This is a genomic window from Pedobacter sp. 05T44, assembly GCF_056395985.1.
On the sequence record NZ_JBFTKO010000002.1, the window covers coordinates 157,777 to 176,633 of the forward strand.

Below are 18,857 nucleotides of genomic sequence, written 5' to 3' on the forward strand. Positions count from 1 at the left end.
TTTGTATTTTAAATATTTATGAAGTTAGAGGTTTCTGTTAGGGTAGTTTACGAGGTAATTTCGTCTTCAACATTGATTTTGAATGTACAGCCCGTTAAATCTGCAGGCCAGTTTCTTGTAGAAGAACATATGGAACTGAATCAGCAACTGAAAATGAGAGAGCTGTTTTCTATTTCCGGTGAAAAGAGATTCAAAATCATAGAAATTCCTGATGCAGGGAACTTAATGATTCATTATCGGGCATTAGTAGAAACAGAGGTCCGTGCGGTTGATGCAGAACATTTGGATGATATACCCATTGGCAACATGCCGGTTAGCGCTTTGTCGTATTTAAATCCCAGCAGGTACTGTCAATCCGACAAGTTATATAAGTTCGCATTTCACAAATTTGGGCATATCGATCATGCTTTTTATAAGGTTATGGCTATCCGTGATTGGATTTATACTAACGTAGAATACAGCGGAGGCTATACAAATGCCCAAACATCTTCATATGATACAATTACAGAGCAAATAGGGGTGTGTCGTGATTTTGCACATTTAGGTATTGCTTTGTGCAGGGCGTTAACCATCCCGGCAAGATATTACACCGGTTATGCATATCAATTGCAGCCTGCAGATTTCCATGCCTGTTTTGAGGCTTATATTGGTGGTTATTGGATTATCGTAGATGCAACCAAACTTGTTCCGTTAAATGGATTAGTTAAGATTGCTACCGGAGTTGATGCTACCGATACCGCATTTGCCAGTATATTCGGGAATTTGCAGTTTGTAAGTTTGGACGTTACCGCAAATTTAATTGATACTGAGTTTCGTTACATAGATCAGTATACTGCCGAACAAGGGTATACTTATATGTAATAGCGCTTTGATGAGGTCCTATTTCAATATGTTAAGAATTACGTAATTTAGAAGATATTGAATAATCCCTTCAAGATGAAAGTAATTTTATGCTTAATTGTAATTAGCATGGCTTTAAACGTGCAAGCTCAATCTTATCATTCAGATAAATTGGAAGTAGCAGCTGAGTTTGGTCAGTCACAGCCTATCGGTGTTAGCGTTTCCTCCACCAACAGAGTCTTCGTTTCATTTCCCAAAAGGGAACCCTACCAGTATGGATTAATTGAGATTGTAAATGGAAAGTATGTTGCCTATCCCGATGAGCGCTGGAATCGGAAAGAGGGAAAGGAAACAGAAACCTTTTTAAATGTTCAGGACATTTACATAGATACGAAAGACCAACTGTGGGTATTGGACCCTAAACCTGATGAGCATAAATTTAAATTGGTACAGATAGACCTTAAAAGTAATCAGGTGAAAAGAGTCTATCAGTTTGACGACCTCGCAAAAGATAAATCAACATTAAATGATGTTAGAGTCGATACAGATAAACAACTGGCTTATCTTTCAGATCCCGGCCAGGCTGCAATTGTGATATTAGATCTTAAAAGCGGTAAAACAAGGCTGGCACTTCAAAATAAGCCTCAAACATTAGCCGTTCCTGGATTTAGTTTGTCTTACGGGGGGAAGATAATGGCAGACAAAAATGGCAATATCTTTAAATCTAATGTAAATGGGATAGCAATAACCAAGGACAATAAGTTCTTTTATTTCAGACCAATCAACAGCATGCATCTTTATCGTGTAGAAACAAAACATCTTGCAGATGCAAAATTAACAGCTGATGAATTGGCTAAATATGTTCAGGATTTAGGCGAAACAGGAGTTTGCCATGGTATGGAAGCCGATATAGCTGGCAACATATATCTCACCTCTTCTACAGATTATAGCATAAAATATTTTACCACAAATGGTGAACTTATCACACTGGTACAGGATAGCAGGTTAATATGGCCAGATTCTTTAGGAATTGGCAGCGACGGGTATTTATATTTCTCTTGTGCTCAGATGAACCGTTTGCCCCAATGGAATGATGGTATGAATAAGACAAGCTATCCTTATCGCATTTATCGGGTCAAACTTCCAAAATAACCTAAGCTATTGTAAGCAATAAATTACAAACAATCCTATCCTGTTTTAGTCTGATGATTTTTCAACAAAATATAATATCATATGTTTGTAACATAACTTTTAATCGAATCTAAAAAAGAAAACGGAATGTATTTACAGCGATTTTTTTATCTGTTTCTTATCATTTTGATGATCAGTAGTTGTGGGATCAGCAAAAAAGCGAAACATCAGGAAACCTCATTTGATAATGACATCAAGCAGATTAAGCACGTGGTGGTTATCTATATGGAAAACCATAGTTTCGATAATCTTTACGGGGAATTCAAAGGAGCAAATGGTATTGAAAATGCCAAAAGAGGAAATTTTGTACAGGTAGACAAAGATGGAAAACCTTATAAGTACCTTCCTGAGATTCCGAGAAACAACTCTTTCCCGACCAACCTGCCAAATGAGCTTTTTAATATAGACCAATACGTTCCGTCTGACAAGACAACGCCTGATGTTACTCACCGTTTTTTTCACAATCAGTTGCAAATTAACGGAGGAAAGATGGATAAGTTTGCGGTATATAATGACTCCAAAGGACTAGCGATGGGTTATTATAACACGGAAAAATTACCTCTTTATCCGATGGCTCAAAAATACACACTGTGTGATAATTTTTTTCAGAGTGTTTATGGCGGCTCTTATTTTAACCACGTTTATATGATTTCTGCGGCTGTGCCGGTTTGGCCGGATGCCCCTAAATCAATGATCGCAAAAGTTGATGCTGATGGTAAAATGATAGACGATGGCATAGTTACTCCAGATGGGTATGTTGTAAATCATGTTCTTTCACGAAACAGGCCTTACCCTCCTAAATCGGATACTTCCAAATTATTGCCATCTCAGACGATGCCGACTATTGGCGACAAACTGAGCGAAAAAAATATATCATGGGCGTGGTATTCTGAGGGCTGGGACGATGCAGTGGCAGGAAAGAAGAATAATTTTGCCTATAATCATGAACCATTCCTATATTTTGCCCAATATGAAGAGGGGACAGAAGGCCGAAAACACATGAAGGACCAAAATGATTTCATTAAAGCAGCGAAAGAAGGTGCCCTTCCCAGCGTTTCCTTTGTGAAACCAGGCGGAGGAAATGATGAACACCCGGGTGGTTCTGCTGTATATTCTTCAGAACAACTGGCAGTAAACCTGATCAATGCAGTATTGGAGGGGCCTAATGCAAAAGATGCATTGGTTATTCTGACCTATGACGAGTTTGGTGGCTTTTTTGATCATGTAACCCCACCAATTATAGACAGATGGGGCCCTGGTAGTCGTATCCCCGCAATTATTATAGGGCCATTTGCCAAAAAGGGTATTGTAGATCACACACAATATGAAACCGTAAGCATTCTTTCTTTTATAGAGCATAGATGGGGAATAGAACCATTGGCTGAAAGAGATAAAAATGCGAACCCGTTCCGGAATGCGTTGGTATTTAAATAAGTTACTGTTAATCAGGAGGAGGAGGGATATGTTATGTATAAGAAGATTGGAATAGTAGCAATTCTGTTTACAGTGCTACTTATTGTAAGCTTTACCTCCGTTAATTCGAATAAAACAGAACAAATACCAGCAAGCGCGCGTGAACGAAAAATTCAAAAAGAAGTTTTAAGTCAGATCGTATCCTTCCAGGAGTATGTAAAAGATACCTTATTTATTGAGGTCAGTAAAGAAAAGGTTGACGCACACCGTGTTCAGCAAGCCTTTTTAAAATCAAGATTACTGTTCAAAAAGTTTGAATGGGCGGCAGAGTATTTTACTGCCGACCTAACTAAGAGGTTAAATGGTCCTCCTGTACAAGAGATCGAAAATGCAGATTTACTAGATCCTTCTTTAGCCCGTGCTGTTGATCCAATGGGACTCCAGGTGATAGAACAGTTTATCTATCCGAAGTACGATTCAGCCGGCAAAAAAGTGCTGATTAGCGAAGTCAGACATTTAATAACAAATACGGACTATCTGATTTCTTATTTTACTGATCATCAGTTTGCGGATTGGCGAATATTGGATGCAGCCAAGTTAGAGGTATTCAGGATAATCGTTTTGGGAATTACCGGATTTGACAATTCTCTTTCTTTGAACAGTATGAAAGAATCGTCCGAATCCCTAAAAAGTCTGCGGGATATCCTTTATTTATATATCAGCAAAAAGGAAAAAACGACTTTATTGCAGGATCTGAATGGCTCAATAGCATATCTTAATCATAACCCTGATTTTGATTCCTTCGACAGAGCTACATTTATTACAAGCTTTGGGAACGAGATCAGCGCCGGGATAGCACAGTTGGAGCAGAATTTACCGGGCGATAAAATTAAATATAACCGGATGCTTAGGCAGGAGGTAAGGACATTATTTGATTCGGATGCGTTTAATGTAGATGCATTTTCACCAGGCCCTGAATATCGCATAACAGGTGCTAAAGTGGGGTTAGGGAAAAGACTTTTTTATGATCCATTGTTATCCGGCACCGGCACAAGAAGCTGTGCCTCATGTCACAACCCTGATTTAGCATTTACGGACGGAATGGCTAAGCATACAGATGTTCATGTTCCTTCAAAACTGCTGACAAGGAATGTACCCACGTTATTCAACGCGGCTTTACAATCAAATTATTTCTATGATATGAGGGCGCTAACGTTGGAGGATCAGGTGCATGATGTAATTAGTAGTAAACAGGAGATGGATGGCTCAATGGATGCGATCTTAAAATATGTTTCTGCAGATAAATCATATCATTCGTTATTCGTAACGGCTTTTTCTGAAAAGACCGGAAAAGGAATCAGTTCAGACCAAGTGACAAATGCCCTTGCCTGCTATATTCGCAGCTTAACAAAACTAAATAGCCGGTTTGATAAATATATGCTTGGTAATAGAGATGCTCTGTCAAAGCAGGAATTGAAAGGTTTTAATTTATTTATGGGAAAAGCGAAATGTGCCACCTGTCATTTCGTTCCTTTATTTAATGGAGTTACTCCTCCAAAGTATGTAGAAAGCGAAACGGAAGTGCTGGGCGTTCCCGTATCCCTTGCGGATTCTACGCTCGACTCGGATTTGGGTTATTATAACGTGATCGGTGTTGATTCCTATAAGAATGCTTTTAAGGTTCCTACTATTCGGAATATCAATAAAACTGCGCCTTATATGCATAATGGAGTATATAAGACTTTAGATCAGGTAATGGAATTTTATAATAATGGGGGAGGCGCAGGCTTAGGAATAAATCTTTCTAATCAAACGCTTTCCGAAGAAAATCTTCATCTCACTGAAAAAGAAAAAGAGGATATCATTGCCTTTATGGGGAGTCTGGAAAGTAAGTAAGATCGCTTTTGGCTGTCTAAAATAGTCCATCGTATTTGCAAAATACTCTATTGTGTTTCGTGCTATTAATTAATAGTTTAGTTGATTGTTTTAATCGTTTTTATGATAAGAAAAATTCAACTCTTGTTTTTTATTGCACTAATATGCTCAACACGGGTGTTTGCCGCGGAGGAAAGAATAAATAGTATTGCTGTTCAAAGGTTTAAAGAAAGCCCGGTAATCACTAACCAGTTTCTAACAGTAAATTATAATGCTGTTGAAAAGAATCTGGCGGTTGTATTTAAGGCAGGTAATAAAACTTTTTTGAAAAATATTATTCCAAAGAATGCCAATGGTATCATTAAAAAGAAGGAGCTTCTTAGCCCCGTTTTTGGTAAGGGTAGTGCATTGATTTTTTCGACTACCGATGGAGGTACTATATCGTTTACGCTTTACCCTTTACAACCATTTTTATTTGTAGAGCAAACTGTTAAAAATTCTGGAAAGGATGTTGTTGATATTCAGAAGCTCAATCCGGTTTCTTTTTCAGTTGATCTTAATAAGCCGGCGTCACGGTTAAAAACCTTAGGAACCGGAGGACTGCTTGCTCCAGATCAGAACCCGGGTAGCTATGTGTTTCTTACCACTGTTGATCCCGTTACGCGTAATGGAGTGGTGGCAGGTTGGCTTACAAATGAAAAGGGGAGTGGTGTTTTGTTTTCTGGAATTAATAATGGTTTGGTAGAAATAAAATCACAAATTGATTACGGGCGTTTTCTTTTACCTGTTGGAACAACTGAAGCTACGGAAACTTTGCTTATTGGTTATTTTGATGATGCGCGTTTAGGTGAAGAACGTTTTGCTGATGCAATTGCAAAGCAACAAAATATTAAACTGAAACCCAGAACTGCCGTTTATTGCACCTGGTATTCAGAAAAAAACGGAGGAGCGGGCACCGAACAATCAACTATTGAACTTGCAAAGTTTGTTAAAGAAAAGTTAAGGCCTTTTGGACTTGGAGCGATTCAAATTGATGATCAGTGGCAGGCAGGCGGACAATATAATGGACCTCATCGCGGCTTTGATCGTGTTGATCCAAAAGGTGGTTATCCAAACGGAATGTCGACAGTTGCTGCAACTGTAAAAAAAGAGGGTCTGATGGCAGGAATTTGGTGGATGCCTTTTGCACGAAATCATCAGGATATTGAGTATCGGGACAAACAACATTGGTTTGCACACAGGAAAAATGGGAAGCCTTACGAAACAACATGGGGTGGGACTTCTCTAGATCTTACTAATCCAGAAGTCCAGAGTCATATTTCTTACGTTGCAAAAAAAATGCAGGGATGGGGATATAATTATTTCAAAATGGATGGACTTTGGACGGGCACAGTTACTGAGCAGGTTTACATCAATGATGGTTATAAAAATGACAGTATAGGAAATAATAAACCGCTATTTAATCCAATGAAAACACAGATCGAAGCATACCGTGATGGCTTAAGATTATTGCGGCACGCAGTTGGAAATGAAGTGTTTCTTTCCGGATGTTGTGCTAGTCAGAATATGAGATCGTTTGGCGCTTCAATGGGATTGGTAAATTCAATGCGCATTGGCCCGGATTTTAATCATGATGGAGAGAGCATTCGTACTGGGGTAATACGTGCATCCAGATTATATTTTTTAAACGGAAGAGTTTGGTGGAATGACCCGGATCCGTCTATGTTAAGAGAAAAAGGTAAATCAGCAGCAGATCCTGCAGCTGATGGTATAGGAAGTTTAACCAGAGCACGGTTATTGCCATCCTATGTTGCTGTCTCAAAGCAATTTTTCTTAAGTAGCGACTGGCTTCCGGATTTGCCAAATGACAGAATTGAAATCATGAAACGCTGCATGGCCTCACATAACGGGGTTGCCAGACCCGTTGATGCTTTTGATAAATCTCTTCCTTCAATTTGGATTGCCACTGATCAGAAAGCCGGTGTTAAGCGAAATGTAATTGGTTTATTCAATTGGGCTACTTCTACTCAAACTATAAGCAGTTCAATAAAATGGGCCGGCCTGGCCGAAAAGACTGCTTATCATGCGTTTGATTTTTGGGAGAATAAACCATTACCTGATATTTCAGGTTCATTTGCAATGAGCCTTCCCGCTGAATCGTGCAGGATAATAGCGGTACGTGCAAAATCAAATCATCCGGTAGTGGTTTCAACCTCTCAGCATGTAACACAAGGCATCATTGATTTGATGGAAGAAGAATGGAAAAGCGGAACGCTCTCAGGCACGAGTAAATTGATTGCAGGTGATGATTATGAACTTAGAATTGCAGGACTAAATGATGGCGGAAAATGGAAGACAGATCGCGCCTCCCTAATTGCAAATAAAGATGAAACTACCATTCATGTGTTGCCAAAGCAAGAAAATGGATGGTTAAGGGTACTTATTAAATCAAATAAGAGTGGCTTGGTGAAATGGAGAATTAGGTTTAGTAAACAAGCAGTTAATATCAGAAATAAAAATAATGAAAGTCGTAAAGCTTAGTTTTTTCTTAATCGTATGTTCCTTAAATGGGGGGGCACAAAGTAGATCGCCTTTAAATGAGGAAAAAAGGTTTTTAAAAAATATCTGGACAAAACCCCCAACGCATATTCCAAATGATGTTTCAGTTGATGCTCCATTAATGGGGAATGGTGATGTGACCATGAGTGTAGGGTTTAAAGAAGACCGGTTGCGGTATTATCTTTCAAAGAATGACTTTTGGCGGTTGCGTTCAAAAGCCGATGGTTTATCGGGTCCAAGAGTGATTGGTTTTGTAGATGTGAGCGTTAATGGTTTTAATGGTGGCGAGTTTTCTGCGGAACAGTCACTTGAGAATGGTGTCACTTCTTGTGTGCTGCACAAGGACAGGCAAAACGTAACTGCAAGATCATGGGTGTCGGCGACAGAAAACCTGATTTTTATTGAACTGACTGCGGTAGGAAAAGCAACAAAAGTTTCTATTCGTTTAACCGCTCCTGAACATCAACATGCCAGGTTAAAAAGCGGTAAAGCAAATAATGTTTATTGGCTTACACGTTCTTTCGTGGATAGTGTAGATATTTCAACAGAAGTAGCAGTTGCTTTAAAAACCTTTAATCATAAAGACAGTACCGTTTTATTACAGCCGGGGAAGAAAATAGTTATTGGACTTTCTATTGAAAGTAAGTTTAAAAACACGAAACCCTTGGATGATGCATTTAACCAAATAAGTAAGCTTGATGAGAGGTCGATTGCAACAGTAATGAATAAACATAATAATTGGTGGAAACGCTATTGGAGCAAATCAAATATAGCTGTTGAAGATCCGGTATTAATGAAAGCCTACTATCAGGGATTATATACGATGGCTGCTTGCAGTCGTGATCCAAAGTTCCCTCCGGGAATATTTGGTTGGACTACTACAGATAACCCGGCTTGGAATGGTGATTATCATTTGAATTATAATTTCCAGGCTCCTTTTTATGCTTTATATGCAGCTAATCGCTTGGAACAGGGAGAACCCCACGATGCTCCGCTTCTTGATTTTATACCAAGAGGCGAATGGTATGCACATCAGATAACACACACAAGAGGTATTCTTTATCCTGTAGGAATTGGCCCTTTAGGAATTGAGGTTACCCGTAACTTTCCAACCTATGAAAAAGAAGCGGGGGGACTATTTTTTGGACAACGTTCTAATGCTGCATACGGATTGCTCAATATGGCACAACAGTGGCGCTGCACTTACAATGAAAAGTATGGTAAAAAGATATATCCTTATGCGCTGGCTGTGGTTAATTTCTGGGAAGATTACCTAAAATTTGAGAATGGCAGATTTGTTATTTATGGTGATGCAATTCATGAAGGTTCTGGGAATGATAAAAACCCAATTTTATCACTTGGATTGATTCGAAATGCTTTTGATCTCATCCTTGATTTGAGTTCTACCTTGAAAATGGATGAGAACAGACAGGAAAAATGGAAAGATATTCTCGATAAGCTTAGTGATTTTCCGATTCAAACGCGAAATAACAAGGATGTATTTCGGTACACGGAAAAGGGTGTTGATTGGTGGCCGGATAATGGATTGGGAATACAACATATTTATCCTTCTAATTCGATTAATTTGGACAGTAGGCCTGAATTATTGATCCGTTCTCGCAATACTATTGACGAAATGAAACGCTGGAAGGATAATAATACCAGTAGTAGTTTTTTTATGGCGGCAATCAGGGTGGGGTATGATCCATCTATTGTCTTAAATGAATTACATGAATATGCTTTGCGCACTTATCCCAACGGTTTCCAGCTAAATAATCCTCATGGGATAGAAAATAGTTGTACAGTAGCTAATGCCCTTAATGAAATGCTCTGCATGAGCGCAGGGAATGTAATCCGCTTATTCAATGGCTTATCAAAAAAACAGAATGCGAGCTTTGAAAATATCAGAGCATGGGGTGCATTTCTGGTTTCCGCCAGATTGAAAAATGAGGTAGTTACTGATGTTCAAATAGTAAGTGAGAAAGGAAGGCTTTGTACGATGGTAAATCCATGGCCTGATAAGAAGGTACTTTTGATCAGAAACGGGAAAAAGTCAGATATCCTTAATGGGACTCGGATTTCCTTTAAAACAGTTCCAAATGAGATTGTTAAATTGCAGGCTCTATAAATATTGTTCTCTTGAAAAGACGTATAAGTCAAATCACTAAGCAAAAAAAGCATCAATATTGATCAATATAATACAATTTTTGTAGTTTCTAAAATGTTTAATTTTAGAAACTAACTTGTTGATCTACAGAATTATTTTGAGTGTTTTTTAGGGTAGCCATATGATTGGTGGTACAAGTACAACCAAATAGAATCAGGAAAAGATTCACGTCATATGTCATGCCAATATCACTTAATATTTTGATTAAATGATTGAATATTCATACAATAAAAAAATGTTATTTGATGAACTTAATACTATGCAATAATGTTTACAAGACATAAGGAAGAGGATACTGAAATATTTCCGGAGGTGCTTTTTAAGAAATTTTATCCCAGGCTTTGTGATTTTGCTTGTTATTTAGTAAAGGATCAGGACGCAGCTGAAGATATTGTTCAGGATGCATTTATTGTGTTTTTAGAGCAAAAGGAGCATATTTCATCGAATTCTAATGCCGTAAAATCATTTTTATATTCATCAGTCAGGAATGCATGCTTAAATAAGCTCCGTCATCACAAAGTTGTAGATACCTACAATAAAAAATTCCCATTTGAGGTGTTTGACGATCCTAAAATATTAGATGGGATTGTTCATGCCGAGATCATGGCCGAAATACATCAGGCAATTAATATGTTGCCCGCAGATTGTGCTATGGTACTTAGATATGGATATCTGGAGGGATTGCAAAACCGTAAAATTGCAGAACAGTTGAATATAAGTATAGATTCCGTTAAATATCAGAAGCAGAAAGCGCTTAGCTTAATGAGAGTACTGCTCGGTGATGCTGTTTACTTGCTGTTTGTCAGTCTTTTATTGCATAAATAATTTTTCTAAAAAAAATCACCCATTTTTCAATTTCAGGTTTCTTTATAGATATAGAGATGAAACCAGTTATGAAAAACCAGCCTTACGAATTTGCCCTGCTAATTTCACGATATTTATGTAATGAGCTTTCAAAAGAAGAAGAAGCTCATCTTATGCAGATACTTGAAAAAGATGAGCATAAACGTAAAATTCTGGAATACTATAAGCAAACGGCTCCTGCTCAGGAAAGACTTGATTATATGAATAGTCTGGACGTTGATGCAGCATGGAATAAGGTTCGTCAGCGCCATGATGGTAATTTAGGTAAAAGCAGCAATTACAGTTTTCTAAAATATGTGGCCATACTTGCTATAACGGTAAGTGCTGTGGCATTGTGGTTGGCTTATGGTACAAAGGACAATAAGTTGGTCACATCACTTGCTGCCGATAAACAGATACTGGATGTGTTACCAGGTGGCAATGTTGCAGTGTTGGTTTTATCTGATGGAAAAAGAGTAAGCCTGGATAGTGGAGCGGTAGCACTGCGGGAAAAGGATGGTACCCAGGTATCAGGTAATCAGGGAGGCTTGGCTTATTCGAATGATATTGCATCTGAACAAGAGGAAGTATTGTACAATACACTAATTGTTCCTCGCGGTGGTACATACAACATACAATTGCCCGATGGTACTAATGTTTGGCTTAATGCGATGTCAGAATTGCGTTTTCCAGTAAAATTCGGCACAAAGGAAAGAAAGGTTGAACTTATTGGAGAGGCCTACTTCGAGGTTGCAAAAAATAAGGATGTCCCTTTTAAGGTAATTACAGCTCATCAAGAGATTGAAGTAAAAGGTACTCATTTTAATGTGAATTGCTATGCTGATGAAAACTTTGTCCGTACAACTTTATTGGAAGGCTCAGTTAAAATATCAGATCCGGCAGCTCCTGCCAGGTCCTGGTTGTTAAGTCCCGGAGAGCAGGCCCAAACCAACAAGAAAACTGGAAAGACTGCTCTAGAAAAGGTAAATATGAAAGAAGTCTTTGCTTGGAAAAATGGCTATTTCTTTTTTAATGATGAGAAGTTGGAAAGTATTATGGCCAAAATCGCAAGATGGTATGATATCGAGGTAGTTTATAAAGGTCAACTGGAGGAGCAATCATTTTTGGGACAGATAGAAAGATCAAAAAAAATATCATCCATATTAAATGTCTTAGAATTAAGTGGGAATGTTCACTTTAAAATTTCAGGAAGGAGGGTCGTCGTTATGCCATAATAGTACTCAGGAATACGGTGATCAAAAAAAGTCAGAGATGCTTCGAACCATCCCTGACCATATGTTTAGATCTACCCATTTAAAATTGTTACTACACAACCAAACCAGTTTAAACCCAAACAAACAAATGTATGAAAATTTACGATCTGTTCAGAGCTAAGCTTTGGGCTTTCAGTACTATGCAATTATTCCGCATAATGAGATTAACAGTCATCATAATTACTGCTTGTTTTTTGCAAATAAGCGCTGCGTCAAAAGCGCAGGTGATATCATTAAATGAAAAAAATGCTTCTTTGGAGACCATTATCAATAAGATAATAGACCAAACAAATTATTCTTTTATAGGAGACACTAAGTTAATCAGGCTGGCAAAGCCTATTGATATTAATGTTCAGAATGTTTCCATAGAAAAAGTACTCAGTCTTTGCTTTACTAATCAGCCTATGGATTATTCTATCACAGATAAGACAGTAGTGATTAGAAAAAAGGAGAAACAATCTATAGTGGATATTAAAATAACCGGTGTAGTCACAGACTCAACCGGAACCACATTGCCTGGTGTTAGTGTGGTTGTTAAAGGAACCGCTAAAGGGGCTGGTATCGGAGCGGTTACCAATACTGATGGGAAATATGTGCTTAATGTTCCTGATGGAGCTAAAGTGCTTATTTTCTCATCTGTGGGGATGAAATCTCAAGAAGTGGAGATTAACGGCCGTACAATTATTAATGTAACCTTGAAATCGGCTGATGCTCAGCTTGATGATGTAGTTGTTGTGGCCTTTGGAAAGCAAAAGAAAACTGAAGTAGTAGGATCAATGACTACAATAAAGCCTGCGGATTTAAAAATACCCTCAAGTAATTTAACTGCTGCTCTTGCAGGAAAACTGGCAGGTGTAATTGCCTATCAAAGAAGCGGTGAGCCGGGCGCTGATAATGCAGATTTTTTTGTTAGGGGAGTTACCACTTTTGGTTATAAAGTGTCTCCTTTGATTTTAGTTGACGGTATTGAGTCAACGTCCACTGATTTAGCGCGACTTCAGGTAGACGATATTGCTAGTTTTTCCATCATGAAAGATGCTACATCAACTGCGTTATATGGCGCTAGAGGTGCAAACGGAGTGATTTTGATTACAACTAAAGAAGGTAAGGAGGGTAAAGTGAATTTATCTTTCAGAGCGGAGAATTCTTTATCACAATCAACCAGGGACGTAGAGTTTGCAGACCCTGTGACCTATATGACTTTAGCTAATGAAGCCAATTTAACCAGAAATCCCTTGGGAGGATATCTTTATCAGCAGAGCAAAATAGACAATACCATAAGAGGAACAGATCCGGTTGCTTACCCAACTACTGACTGGCAAAAGATGTTACTGAAAGATTACACCATGAACCAAAGGTATAATCTGAATGTTAATGGTGGCGGCAAAGTAGCAAGATATTTTGTTGCGGGGGCATTGTCGCAGGATCATGGTATCATGAAAGTTGATCCTATGAATAACTTTAATAGCAATGCCAATTTAAAAACATATTCATTAAGAAGTAACGTAAATATTAATCTAACCAAAACTACAGAGTTAATTACACGTATATCAGGTGTTTTTGATGATTACAGAGGGCCTATAAATAGTGGGACAGCAATATATAACGAAATCGTTAATGCTAACCCAGTTCTATTTCCAGCCCGATATGCTCCTACAGAAGATACCAGATTTGTGAGACACATTATGTTTGGTAACTATGGAGATGGACAGTTTAATAACCCTTATGCAAGTTTGCAAAAAGGTTATAAAGACTACTCTCAGTCAACAATGTCAGCTCAGCTTCAATTGTCGCAGGATTTCTCTTTTATAACAGAAGGACTAAGTGCCAGAGCTATGGTTAATACTCAGCGTTATGCTTTCTTTGATGTTAGCAGATTTTATAATCCATACTATTACTCACTTAGTAACTATGACAGGGTAAACAAAACTTATTCACTTAGAGGGCTTAATGAACTTCAATCAACAATTTCCGGAGTTCCTGCAGGTACCGAATATTTGGGATATGATGAAGGAGAGAAAAAAGTTTCTACCAGTTTTTATAGTGAAGCAGCGCTAAACTATAAACGTACTTTCAATCAGGTACATAGCCTCAGTGGTATGTTAATAGGTATTGCCAAAAGTAGCTTAACAGGAGGTGCCGGAGATTTACAAAGCTCTCTTCCTTTCAGGAATATGGGTTTGTCGGGTAGATTTACTTATGTCTATAATGATCGCTATGCTACTGAATTTAATTTTGGCTACAATGGTTCTGAACGTTTTCATAGCTCTCATCGTTTTGGATTTTTCCCTTCAGCAGGTGTAGCCTATACCGTGTCAAATGAGGATTTCTGGAAGCCACTCAAAGAGGTTATGCCGACATTGAAATTAAGGGCAACCTATGGCTTAGTTGGGAATGACCAGATAGGAAGTCCGGAGGACAGGTTCTTTTATTTGTCAAATGTCAATATGAACAGTACTTCAAATGGCGCTGTTTTTGGAACATTAACTGATAATTTTCTTAGTGGAGTTGATATTACCAGATATGCAAATAATGACATTACCTGGGAGACCGCTAAAAAATTCAATTTCGGAATTGAATCCAACCTTTTCAATAAATTAGGCATTCAGGTAGATATCTATAAAGAAAGAAGAACAAACATCTTAATGGATAGGACTTCTATTCCTAGCACAATGGGATTGTCTGCAAATGTAAGGGCTAATGTTGGCGAAGCGTCATCGCATGGTGTAGATGTTTCTATGGATTATTCTCAAAATATTGGTTCAGATATATGGATCAAAGGAATGGCCAATTTTACTTATGCGACAAGCAAATTTGAGGTATATGAAGAACCTGAATATGCCGAGAAAAACAAATCGCATGTTGGTTATTCTTTATCACAAAACTGGGGATACATTGCTGAGCGCCTGTTTGTTGATGATAATGACGTTGCGTATTCCCCAAAACAAAACTTCGGAATTTATGGTGCAGGTGATATTAAATATAGAGATGTAAATCATGATGGACAAATTACCTCGTTAGATCAGGTGCCAATAGGGTTCCCGACATCTCCCGAGATTGTGTATGGCTTTGGTCTTTCTGCAGGTTACAAACGATTTGACCTATCTTGTTTCTTCCAGGGGTTGGGACGTGAGTCTTTTTGGATCGATGGCATAAAAACTTCTCCTTTTGTAAATAATCAGGGGGCATTGTTAAAGGCTTATGCTGATAATCACTGGAGTGAAGAAAATAGAAATATTTATGCCCTTTGGCCAAGATTGAGTACAACGGTCAATGTTAATAACACCCAGACAAGCACCTGGTTAATGCAAAATGGCGCATTTCTTCGTTTAAAATCGCTTGAACTTGGTTACACATTGCCAAATAGGATCACCCAAAAAGCTCATATGTCGAATGTAAGGTTCTATTTAAATGGAACAAACCTTTTTCTATGGAGCAATTTTAAATTATGGGATGTTGAAATGGGTGGCAACGGTCTAGGCTATCCTGTTCAAAGAGTGATGAATCTTGGCGTGCTCATCTCAATTAATTAAAACAATGTCCACTTTCCTTAAAATTAAACTGTAATTGTATGAAATTTTATAAAATTATAATACTCGGATTGATGGTAATTTCGCTCTCTTCGTGTAAAAAATATCTGAATGTCGTTCCAGATAATATAGCCACCATCGACAATGCTTTTACGCTACGTAATCAGGCTGAAAAGTATTTATTTACTTGTTATTCATTTTTGCCAAGGCTTGGTGATATCGAAAATCCAACATTTATGGGTTCCGGAGAAATGGTTACTCCTAATCCGGGAATATCGCCAATGGATGGCTATCAGAATATTATTGATCTGGCTTATGGAGGCCAGAATGGGGTATTACCAATTGGCAATACCTGGGATGGTGAAAATGGAGCCAGGTCTTATTATATAGCGATACGTCATTGTAATATTTTTCTGGAAAACATTGTTAAGGTTCCTGATATACAGACTTCTGAAAGGAACAAATGGATTGCAGAAGTGAAGTTTCTGAAAGCCTATTATCATTTCAGTTTATTAAAGATGTACGGACCTATTCCGGTAATCCGTAAAAACCTGCCAATATCTGCCTCCGTAGAAGAGGTAAGGGTAAAACGTGAACCTGTGGATTCTGTTGTGAACTATGTTGTACAAACTTTGGATGAAGCGATTCCAGATCTGCCTCTTGAGATTTCTAATCAGGCGAAGGAGCTTGGAAGGGTTACAAAACCTATTGCCTTAGCTATAAAAGCCCAAACACTGGTATTGGCCGCGAGCCCACTATTTAATGGAAATTCTGACTACGCAAATTTCAAAAACAAAGATGGACAAGCCTTGCTAAATCCTACAGTTGACAATATAAAATGGAAAAAAGCCGCCGATGCGTGTAAAGCTGCAATTGATGCCTGTCATGAGGCTTCGAATGCAATTCATTATTTTGAGAAGCCCTTTAACATGGGGGCAATAAGTGATGCCACAACCTATTGCATGAACGTAAGGTCTACAATAACAGAAGAGTGGAACAATGAAACAATCTGGGGGTTTTCCAATTCTAAGGGGAGCACAGGAAATCTTCAAAATATGTGCACTCCACGAAATGATGTGCAGCAGACTTCAGGTGCGCTTCTTGCAGCATCTATAAATGCAGCTGAAATGTTCTATACACGAAATGGAGTGCCTATCGATGAAGATAAGAACTGGGATTATGCAGGTAGGTTTACCAAATTGAAAACAATTCCTCAATCTGAAAGCAGTTTGCTGAATCCGAATTATATTACTGCAAGTTTTAATATGGATAGGGAATATCGTTTTTATGCCGACCTGGCTTTTGACAGATCTTCGTTATTTGGTTTTGGGCGCACCGATGAAACCAATTTATTGTACATCAATACCATTTGGGGACAAAGTAATTCTACCGGTACTAATAGCCGATTTTCTTGTACGGGTTATTGGCCAAAAAAATTGATTAACTATAAGAATAGCGGTAGCAGTGGTAATTACAACATTGTTTCTTATGTGTGGCCTGCCATCCGCTTAGCTAGTTTATATCTTTTATATGCAGAGGCACTTAATGAGGCAGAAGGTCCTTCAGTTGAGGCTTATAAGTATATAGATTTGGTGCGCTTAAGAGCAGGCTTAAAAGGTGTCATTGAATCCTGGGCAACTTATGCGAAAAATCCTTCAAAACCAAGTACAAAAGAAGGCTTCAGGTCAATTGTTCATCAGGAAACGATGATAGAATTGATGTTTGAAGGCGAGAACTATTGGAATGTAAGAAGATGGAAAAATTTGGATATTATGAATAGACCTATAAAAGGTTGGGACGTATTTCAAACTACTACAGAGAATTTTTATAGGCTTAAGACCATTTTCACTCCTAATTATAGCTATAGAGACTTTCTATTTCCTATAAAGGAATACGACTTGTCAGTAAATCCTAACCTTGTTCAAAACCCTAAATGGTAAAATATAATTTCAAATGATTATGAAAAAGATTAATATTTTTTTAATGGTCTTATTTCTTGCAGGATTTATTTTTTCCTGCAAGAATGAAGTGTTAGATCATGCTCCCTTGTTTGGCGACAAAACAAAACCTTCGCCTGTAACCAATATAAAAGTAACTAATGTTGAAGGAGGGGCTATTATCACTTATGATGTTCATGCCGATCCCTCTATACTGTATGTACAAGCAGATTATTCGGTAAACGATAAAGTTAGCAGACAGGCAAAATCTTCGTATTATTCTGATACCATCACGGTAAGTGGTTTTGCTAAAGCCGGTGCTTATAAGGTAGTATTACATGCCATAAGCAGGAGTGAAATAAAATCAGATCCTGTTGAGGTTACCGTTAATCCACTTACGCCAAACTACCTTACTGTAGGTGCCTCATTAAAACTATTTGCAGATTTCGGAGGTGTAAATGTGAGCTATTTAAATCCTAGTGAGAGTGAGTTGGGCGTCGTCGTTATTGTGGACTCCCTTGACGGTTTTGAGTATCTGGATACAAAATACATGAAAGAGCCTGAAGGTAATTTTTCGGTGAGGGGGCTTCCAACAAAAGAGAGAACTTTTGGTGCCTATGTGAGAGATAGATGGGGGAATGTGTCGGATACAGTATACTCAAAATTATCTCCTTTGAGGGAAGTTGAATTAGACAGATCAAAAATATCCGGGTTATACTTACCTGGAGATATGACTGGATGTTGCGGCTCGTCTTTGAGTGTTCCGTTATCTAATAATGGAGCTTCTGATTGGGCCCTTTATGGAATTACCCTCCCTGATACAAAAGTCCCGTCACGTATAACATATGATTTAGGTAGAACTGTTAAAATGAGCAGGTTTAGGTTGTGGTTTAGGGTAAATGGTATTGCAGAATTTGCGAATGGTACTCCAAAAACCTTTAAATTATATGGTAGTAACAATCCGAATCCGGATGGAAGCTTAGATGCTACCTGGATGCAATTGGGAGGTCTTTATGAATTGAAAAAACCCTCAGGATTACCATATGGCAAAAGAAATGCTGAAGATGATGCTGCCAAGCAGGAGGGATTTGAATTTACCTTGCCATTGCCAGCGCAGCCTATCAGATATTGGAGATTTGTAATGGTATCAAATTATTCACAGAGTCTTGGAATGGAGATTTCATGCTTAAAGTTCTGGGGTGATCCTCAATAATCTTAAATAACCGTT

At 38.2% G+C, this 18,857-nt stretch carries 11 protein-coding genes; all 11 read left to right on the forward strand.

The window, feature by feature from the left end; translation table 11 throughout:
* The first annotated feature begins 18 nt into the window (after positions 1-18).
* Complete coding sequence (locus tag AC1DDK_RS05455) at positions 19-861, forward strand: transglutaminase-like domain-containing protein (protein ID WP_048903261.1); 843 nt, start codon at positions 19-21, stop codon at positions 859-861.
* A gap of 75 nt (positions 862-936) precedes the next feature.
* Positions 937-1,992, forward strand: a complete 1,056-nt coding sequence (locus tag AC1DDK_RS05460; protein WP_337716695.1) for an L-dopachrome tautomerase-related protein — start codon at positions 937-939, stop codon at positions 1,990-1,992.
* Positions 1,993-2,118: 126 nt separating this feature from the next.
* Entirely contained in the window at positions 2,119-3,465 is a 1,347-nt protein-coding gene (gene acpA, locus AC1DDK_RS05465) for an acid phosphatase (RefSeq protein WP_337716697.1), read from the forward strand.
* Between the two features lie 33 nt (positions 3,466-3,498).
* Positions 3,499-5,340, forward strand: a complete 1,842-nt coding sequence (locus AC1DDK_RS05470) for a cytochrome-c peroxidase (RefSeq protein WP_337716699.1) — start codon at positions 3,499-3,501, stop codon at positions 5,338-5,340.
* A gap of 102 nt (positions 5,341-5,442) precedes the next feature.
* Positions 5,443-7,860 (forward strand): alpha-amylase family protein, encoded by a 2,418-nt coding sequence (locus AC1DDK_RS05475; protein WP_337716701.1) that lies wholly within the window; start codon positions 5,443-5,445, stop codon positions 7,858-7,860.
* Positions 7,841-10,006 (forward strand): glycosyl hydrolase family 95 catalytic domain-containing protein, encoded by a 2,166-nt coding sequence (locus tag AC1DDK_RS05480; RefSeq protein WP_337716703.1) that lies wholly within the window; start codon positions 7,841-7,843, stop codon positions 10,004-10,006. Before AC1DDK_RS05475 ends, AC1DDK_RS05480 begins: the two co-directional genes overlap by 20 nt.
* Before the next feature lie 306 nt (positions 10,007-10,312).
* Positions 10,313-10,870, forward strand: a complete 558-nt coding sequence (locus tag AC1DDK_RS05485; protein WP_048903253.1) for an RNA polymerase sigma-70 factor — start codon at positions 10,313-10,315, stop codon at positions 10,868-10,870.
* Positions 10,871-10,926: 56 nt separating this feature from the next.
* On the forward strand, positions 10,927-12,123 hold the full coding sequence (locus AC1DDK_RS05490) for a FecR family protein (protein ID WP_337716705.1): 1,197 nt from the start codon (positions 10,927-10,929) through the stop codon (positions 12,121-12,123).
* A 131-nt stretch (positions 12,124-12,254) separates the two neighbouring features.
* Complete coding sequence (locus AC1DDK_RS05495; protein WP_337716707.1) at positions 12,255-15,695, forward strand: TonB-dependent receptor; 3,441 nt, start codon at positions 12,255-12,257, stop codon at positions 15,693-15,695.
* Positions 15,696-15,733: 38 nt separating this feature from the next.
* Positions 15,734-17,632, forward strand: a complete 1,899-nt coding sequence (locus AC1DDK_RS05500; protein WP_084498139.1) for a RagB/SusD family nutrient uptake outer membrane protein — start codon at positions 15,734-15,736, stop codon at positions 17,630-17,632.
* Positions 17,633-17,651: 19 nt separating this feature from the next.
* Positions 17,652-18,842 carry a DUF4959 domain-containing protein gene (locus AC1DDK_RS05505; protein ID WP_337716710.1) on the forward strand — a complete coding sequence of 397 codons (1,191 nt, stop codon included), beginning with the start codon at positions 17,652-17,654 and terminating at the stop codon, positions 18,840-18,842.
* The last annotated feature ends 15 nt before the right edge of the window (positions 18,843-18,857 follow it).